Raw genomic sequence first — 7,099 nt, 5'->3', positions numbered from 1 at the left:
CCGTAGTCTGGCTTTGTCTGCGGGAAAATAGAGAAAAAATAAACGTACGCTGTGCCGGTTGCATTCGGTCTGAGAAAATCAATCGTGATGGTGTTACCGCTTATCGTCTGGGTGATTTCGACCTCAACCGTACAATGAACGAACGCGACAACAGGCTGACCTGCGGGGAATGTGTGCGTCACTTTGGTATTAAACCCCGATGTTCCCTGAAGTGCCGCTGTCTTTCGCGCCTGTAGAGCGATTGGCGAGCTGTTAGCGGTCACCCATACTTCCCCGCTCGTGGTCGTCAGTAAAACGCCATACTCCGCCATTTATGCCCTCTCGATCTGGAAAATGAGATAAGCCGCCGCCGCAGGCTCAGTCCCTGCTGAGTAGTCGGTATCACCTGCTGCTGACACTGTTGCTGTTCCCCCCGAAATGGTGATCTTCCTCCGACTCGTACCAAACTGATCGCCGTTCATGCTCTGAAAATAGGTCAGCCTGCAACCCGGTGGAAGCGCTACGGTGTAAGAGCCTGTTTTCTGGTTCTGGGCCAGCTGGAGATAGCCACAAACGCTGACAGGCTTAACGCCATAGTTGTTTACCTTGCCTGAGGCGTCCCATGTCTGAACTCCATATTCCGCCATCCAGTCCTCCTGAAAAAAAAGAGGCCCCGCAAGAGGCCTCCCGTTACCATGTTCCCGTGATTCTCCCGATCTGCACCCTCAGCACATTCCTGGAGTCCCGCACGCTGATTGTCTGGTTTGTCTGTTTCATGGCCCCCTCACCAGCTGTCGAACCGTAGTTCTCAAACGTACCGCCCTTATCCAGCCTCCACCCGACTGAGCCAGCAACATAGTTATTGGACTGGATGTAGTTGCCGATCTTGGCGTTGCTGATGGTGCCATCACCTATCAGCGCGTCTCTGATGAACACCTGCCCGTTCTGGATAACGAACGGAAGCGTAACGGTCGCTCCGGCCTGGTGAGTAACGGCGAAGCGGTCAGCCAGGAAGATAACCTGCGACTGCATGCCGGACGGCGTATTCTCCACACCGATCCCCATTCCTGCCGCGTAATACTGACCATTGCTGGATAACCCGACCTTGATACTGTACATCGCCTTTAGGTCCCCGTTAACGTTCGCGATAGCCTGAGCGTTAGTGGTAATGGCTGACGTATGCCCGTTGATGGTCGCCGTGATTCCGTTTATCTGCGTGGCCGTGGCCTGCTGATAATTCGAGAACGTCTGGTTCAGGCTGTTGATGGATGCTTTGTTGCCGTTGACATCCGTCTCCAACCTCAGCAGTGAACTCGACGTGGCCTCCCTGTCGCTTGCCATGGCGCTGTCAATGCGATCGATGCTGGCCTTACTGTCACCGTACTGCGCGCTGAGTGTCATCCGCTGATTAACCTGCGCCAGCGTACTCGTTATTAGCGCGATAGCGTTATTCTGGATGCCGCCGCTGGCAGTATCGGTTCTTGCTCCCAGCTCCTCCAGGCGGGATGCCATTGATGAAGTCGTGTCGGTGACAACCTGTCGCAACGTGGTAATATCAGCAGTGTTTTGTGAGCTGGCTTGTTCAGCTGCATCTGCCTTACCTGATGCAGCGTCAGCTTTACTCGAAGCCGAATCAGCTTTATCAGAAATGACCTGAGTACTCGCAGTAAGCTGGTCGACAGCTGTCGCCCTTGCCTGAGCTTCATCTGACAGAGCCTGCCTTACCTCGGTAATTCCCGCCTCGTTCTGCTCAGTTTTTGCCTCAAGACGAGTAACATCCGTGACGCGAGCCTCCGTCTCAGTGGCGATCACCTCCCGGAGCTGTTCGAAGGTCGCAGAGTTAGCGCCCTGCTGGGCTGTCTGGCGCACGACAACATCGGCAATAGCCAGCGCGTTTCCGATGATTGCTTCAGCGGTCTGCTTGTTCGAGCCAACCGCAGCAGCAAGGCCGTCTGCGTTCTCTTTGATTGCATCAGCCAGTTCTGCCAGTTTTCCGCTGCTGTCCACCGCGTTCTCGATCAAGTCTTTGAACGTATCGGAGCCTTTCATGTCCTCCAGGATTGCATCGGTGATATCGGATACATCGATGCTGGCCTGCCCGCGCACCCAGTCGGTCCATCCACTCTGATTCCCGATCCTGTCGACAAGCCGCGCCTGGTACCAGAATTCCTGCCCCGCCTTCAGCCCCATCTGCTGATAAAGTTTCTGCGGATACGGTACAGATGCCAAAAGCATCGGATTCGAACCGTCAGCGGCAATGCTGTATTGCAGTTCAGTGCTCAGGGTGTCGCCAGTATTAGCCGGGAATCCCCAGGTGACGTTGATTCCGAATAAGACGTCTTCGGAGGCCTTAAGCCCGACAGGTTTGGGTACCTCACCCGCGCGTCCCTTCAGGTGTGTAAGCGTGGAAGTTGCCCAGAGACTCGATGCACCGCCGGAGTTGATCGCGCGTACACGGACCAGATAATCACCCTCGAAGATGCCAGGCACTTCGATATTGCGAAGACCGGTCTCCGGTACGTTAACCCACTCATTGTCGCCGCGCTTCCACTGCACCCGATAGGCTATGACATCCGCCTGTGGTTTGCCGTTCTTGTCGACCGGCGCATCCCAGGATGCCGTCAGGGTAGTCACTCGCTGCCCCTGGCGCACTGCGTCATAGCTCGCTACCACGATATTGGTCGGCTGGTTGACGAGGCCGGTTGGTATCAGACTAATTGGCGGCGTGTCCAGGCGGGCATTGTTATCGACCGCATCATATTTTGATGCGTTATATTCGGCCCCGGTGATTGTGAAGGTGTTTTCTTCATCATCAAATCTCAGGTTCGTAACGCGGAAGTATTGCAGGCGCAACTGCCCGGCATCGATGACGAATACAGCGTTGGGTAACGGCTCTGCCGTGAAAGGCGTGGCGACCACCAGCTGCGTGCCGTTTACGGCCTGGATCACCCTGCTTTCAACGGTACCGCCCCGTGTGCGGATCATCAGTGTGTCACCCGCAACGGCACTGGTTCCCCGATCGGTTGTCACAGCCTTCAACCCGGCGTTATATCCGGTTATACGCCCGCCATAAACACGCCCTGAAAGGCGTTCGTCAGCAAATGCAAACACGGTACCCGGCACGTAGACATAACCATCAAGCCCGGTCTGTAGAGTAATAATCCGGTCGAGTGAGTTGGAATACACCGCCCACCCGCCACGGCGCTGTGCTTCGCTCTCGCGCGTACAGCCGATTGCGGTGATCTGCGTCTGCTTAAACTTGAACTGCTTAACCAGGTCCGGGAACATCACCGCTGTTGTGCGGTCCTGATAGTGATTGTCAGGGTCGCTGAAGTTAATCAACGCGCTGGAGAAGCGGGTCTTTTCACTGCCGCTCGAGTAAACCGGTTTGCCCACCACCGAAGCGCGGGTAAGGATTTGCAGCTTCGACGTATCCGCCGGCATGTCCGAGACAACATTGAACATGTTGTTGCCCCAGAACGTCATGCCATTGAACCCTGCGGCGATGTCTTTGATTACCTGCCACGCATCAGCCTGCGACTGGATGTAGACATCAAACATGAAGCGCGGCTCGGTACCGTCGCCACCCTTCCCGTCAGGTACTTTCTGATCGCAACGCTGGGCAATACGGTAAAGCTCCCATTTATCCAGCATCTGCGCCGTGACGCGTCGGCCAAGTCCGAAGCGCGGCTCAGTGAGCACATCGAACCAGATCCATGCTGGGTTATTCGTCCAGCCCCACTTAAACGTCCCGTCCCATGTGCCGCTGTAGGTTCGGGCTATCGGATCGTAGTTCAAAGGGATGCGGATAATGCGCCCCTTAGGTTTACAGGAAACCTTCGGGATATCGTTGAACGATTTGGCGTTGAACGACACATACAGCAGCGCCGTATGGGGATAACGCAGGCGCGCATCAATCACCTCAGTGATTGCCTGTATCTGCGTTTTGTTCTGCAACAGCTGGCTGGTGCTGTCTTCGGTGTCACGTACCACGCGAATCTGCCAGCCCGTACTGGCTTTCGGAAGATTAATGCGATGGGTCAATTCATAGAGAGAACTGAGTTTCTCTGTCACGGTCCTTGTCATGACCGTAGAGAATGCACCACCATCTACAGCAAGATCGATATGGTACTTTACGGTAGTGCCGACAATATCCCCGTCGTTTTCCTGCTGCTGCAACCCCGGAATACCAATGCGAACTACCACTGCGTCAATCTGAGTGTTACTCAACGCGCGCGTCCAGGGCGTGGCCTTTGTCAGCGAAACGCCAACCCGTGTTTCGTTCTCCACTGCGGGAAAGCCCGGTATCGGCGTCTGGGTCTGGGTTCCTGGCCGAAATTCCCAGGAAACGTTTTCAAAGTTCATTGTTCCGTCGGCGTTTCCCAGCGGCGTACCGTCCAGGAAAATGCTGGTCGCATCCAGACCACCAGCAAACTCACCTTCCCCGAGCGCCAGCAGCATGCGGCAGCGCGCCATTGACTGCGCCGAATCAGGTTGTTCTACAGGTGTGTGCTGCTTCTGGCTGCCACCCTTTGCACCAGTGATCGCTTCCATATTACATCCATAAAAAAAGCACCCGACTGGGTGCTTGATATTCAGAAAGGAGTTATCAGATGTCTTCGGCGACTATGCCAGCGCTGATGATGGCGCCGCCAATCTCGCGGACGCCATAGAGAAGCGCGACCGGGTTTCCCATCGCAAGGGTATTCACTGAGCCACCAAAGGCATAAGAGGGTTTATTGTCAGGGTCGTCTCGGCCCTGTAACCCTTTGGGCTGGGGCGAAAGCATCTGGTAGATACCGCCGGCCATCATTGACGCGCCCGACATGATAAGTCCGGCCCCAAATGTCAAACCTACGCCCGTCCAGCCGGTTGCCACTCCAGTAATGACACCAGCAACAACCATCACGGCGCCGAGGATTGTCTGGAACATGCCGGCCTTCTTCGCCCCTTCCATAACTGGCGCTATGCGAATATCGCTATCGCCTGCCAACTCCTGGAAGTCCTGCACGCCTATGTTGCGCTTACCGCGAAACACCGCGAAGGTCATGCCATTTTTTTTGGCATTCATCAGATAGTCTTCCAGCCCGTCGAAGTTGATACATAGGGCTTTTACTGCTTCGGCAGATGTCTGCACTGCCAGTTTATGCACACGCCCGAAGCGGGCGCCCAGTGCGCCATACAGACGAATGGTGGTTAAACGCGCCATGGCTTTATCTCCTGCGGCAGGTCTTTGTGACGAACGCAGATCATCGTGCGGTCTTTGAAATAGCCTCGGGCATACGGGGTAATGCAGGAAGGCTGGCCGTAAAGGTGGTGGAGCAGTTCACCTTCTTCAGTGATGATGCCCGCGTGGTTCCACTTATCAGAATCAACCTGCATGATGACCATGCAGCCTGGTGCCGGATCGCACTCGACGAACCCTTCCCGCTCCCAGTTTTCGAAATAGAGGTTGTCCGGGTACTGGCTTTCCCACCACGGGTAATCGACGCGAAAATCGTTTAGCGTGACGCCCTGGATGGCATGCCAGTCCATAATCAGCCCCCAGCAGTCATTCGAGCCCAGGATAAACGGACGCCCAATAAGCGGCACCGCCTCCGGCATTATCTCAGCGTATTCGTCGCTATCCGGCGCGTAAATACCCCAGACCACGCCGGAGTTGTTGCATTGCTGGCGGTCCAGATCGGATGGAATCGGCCTTGCTCCATCGCCAGGATGGGAATGGATGACGCGCACAATCGTCCCGATATCTTCGGCGTTCGCCCAATGCTCGCCATCGATGCGGAAATGCTCAGCAGGGTTTTCGTGGCTGTTCGGTACCGGGAGGTAACGCTGTCTGCGCCCGGACTGGATAACGAAGCCGCAGCACTCGCGCGGGGATTCCTCCAGCGCATGCGCGCGGATAGCCGCCATAATGGTTTTGTTCATTGAGATGTCCGGTTATCGCGTGAAAAGTACTGTGGCCGGGAAACCGCCGAAATCTAGGATGGCCGCGTCAGGGTCTACCAGGCCAGCGCCAAATCGTTTACGGCAGTCACTGAGGCAACCACCACACACATCAAGGGCAGGATCTGATACCTGATTCCCTTTAGCGTCGAAATACGCAGTGCCGTTATAGGTGCATCCATCGCCGCTCCGGTACTGCCCGCGTAGCGCCCATTCGCAGAGCGAGGTGATTTGTCTGGTTGGGATAACAAGCCCCTGCAAGTCTGCGGGGCTGCTGAGTGCCCAGGTAACCACCTCATCATCTTCGGAGGTTTTGGTGTCAAGCCAGAAGGTCTGAAGTGTGAACATTGACGAATCAGCTGTAGGATTTACGCCACCAGGGTAATTTACGGCATCAAGATAGACCGCATAGGTATCGATAATGCTCACTTTTGCGTTAACCATGTCCTTAAATTGCAGGCACAGCGCAGTGATATGCCCGTCGAGATTGGAAACGCTGAGTGTCGGCTCTGCGGCCTGGTCTGTTGAAAGCTCCAGGCCTGCTACCTGAAACGGCCAAAAATCGTAGGTATTCCCACCGAATACGATTGGCTTTGGTCCGAGCTTTTCTTCATCACCATTGGCAGCGTCGATCTCTTCCGGCGTATGGGGGAAAGGTGCGTAGTGGAAACGGTGAATACCACCACTGAACTCTGAGGCGTCAACTTCAACCAGGCGTACTCTGCCACCCGGTGCCAGCATCGCCGCCTGATCGACTAATGCCATTATGCATACACTCCGTAAGCCCGTTTGATGGTGAACGTCAGCTCAGCAAACTTGCTGCTGATCTGATTTTTCCGTACGGAATCGGCGACTACCCGATAAAGCCCCTTCGCTTCGCCGGGCGGCGTAATGATAAAAGCTTTAACGGTATGAGCCAGGAGGAAATCACGAATACTGTTCACCTCCGTTTCTGTGCCGGTATGCTTCATTGGCACCTGAATAGCAGTAGAGTTAATGCCATTATCAGCAACCTGCTCATAGCCATCACCGAACTGCGCAGCGCGCACCGTTTGACTATATTCAATCGCCCCAGCACCGAGCTGCGAGCGCCAGCTGTATGTTTCAACTGCCATATATACTCCATAAAAAAAGCCCCGCATTTGCGAGGCTTATGATTGTGTCGGGTGGGATT

At 55.2% G+C, this 7,099-nt stretch carries 6 protein-coding genes and 1 pseudogene; all 7 read right to left on the bottom strand.

What is annotated here, in order from left to right; translation table 11 throughout:
* Positions 1–311, bottom strand: a pseudogene (locus ACOTX4_RS23545) (hypothetical protein); the annotation flags it as partial.
* Positions 312–626 (bottom strand): hypothetical protein, encoded by a 315-nt coding sequence (locus ACOTX4_RS23540; RefSeq protein ID WP_017382568.1) that lies wholly within the window; start codon positions 624–626, stop codon positions 312–314.
* Positions 627–669: 43 nt separating this feature from the next.
* A complete protein-coding gene (locus ACOTX4_RS23535) occupies positions 670–4,533 on the bottom strand; it encodes a phage tail protein (RefSeq protein WP_421635452.1) in 3,864 nt (1,287 codons plus the stop codon).
* Between the two features lie 55 nt (positions 4,534–4,588).
* On the bottom strand, positions 4,589–5,188 hold the full coding sequence (locus tag ACOTX4_RS23530; protein WP_022651619.1) for a tail assembly protein: 600 nt from the start codon (positions 5,186–5,188) through the stop codon (positions 4,589–4,591).
* Positions 5,176–5,907 (bottom strand): C40 family peptidase, encoded by a 732-nt coding sequence (locus tag ACOTX4_RS23525; protein ID WP_421635451.1) that lies wholly within the window; start codon positions 5,905–5,907, stop codon positions 5,176–5,178. Before ACOTX4_RS23525 ends, ACOTX4_RS23530 begins: the two co-directional genes overlap by 13 nt.
* Before the next feature lie 12 nt (positions 5,908–5,919).
* Positions 5,920–6,690, bottom strand: coding sequence for a phage minor tail protein L (locus ACOTX4_RS23520; RefSeq protein WP_421635450.1), 771 nt, complete (start codon positions 6,688–6,690; stop codon positions 5,920–5,922).
* On the bottom strand, positions 6,690–7,040 hold the full coding sequence (locus ACOTX4_RS23515) for a phage tail protein (protein ID WP_023622600.1): 351 nt from the start codon (positions 7,038–7,040) through the stop codon (positions 6,690–6,692). Before ACOTX4_RS23515 ends, ACOTX4_RS23520 begins: the two co-directional genes overlap by 1 nt.
* Positions 7,041–7,099 lie beyond the last annotated feature (59 nt).

This window comes from Enterobacter cloacae complex sp. IR5459 (genome assembly GCF_049238005.1).
GTDB classification, from domain to species: domain Bacteria; phylum Pseudomonadota; class Gammaproteobacteria; order Enterobacterales; family Enterobacteriaceae; genus Enterobacter; species Enterobacter hormaechei_C.
This window is presented reverse-complemented; position numbering and strand designations above follow the sequence as displayed.

Bases quoted from the DNA above. Each gene is read 5' to 3' on its own strand.
- ACOTX4_RS23540 (WP_017382568.1), bottom strand. From the start codon at position 626: ATGGCGGAATATGGAGTTCAGACATGGGACGCCTCAGGCAAGGTAAAC.
- ACOTX4_RS23535 (WP_421635452.1), bottom strand. From the start codon at position 4,533: ATGGAAGCGATCACTGGTGCAAAGGGTGGCAGCCAGAAGCAGCACACA.
- ACOTX4_RS23530 (WP_022651619.1), bottom strand. From the start codon at position 5,188: ATGGCGCGTTTAACCACCATTCGTCTGTATGGCGCACTGGGCGCCCGC.
- ACOTX4_RS23525 (WP_421635451.1), bottom strand. From the start codon at position 5,907: ATGAACAAAACCATTATGGCGGCTATCCGCGCGCATGCGCTGGAGGAA.
- ACOTX4_RS23520 (WP_421635450.1), bottom strand. From the start codon at position 6,690: ATGGCATTAGTCGATCAGGCGGCGATGCTGGCACCGGGTGGCAGAGTA.
- ACOTX4_RS23515 (WP_023622600.1), bottom strand. From the start codon at position 7,040: ATGGCAGTTGAAACATACAGCTGGCGCTCGCAGCTCGGTGCTGGGGCG.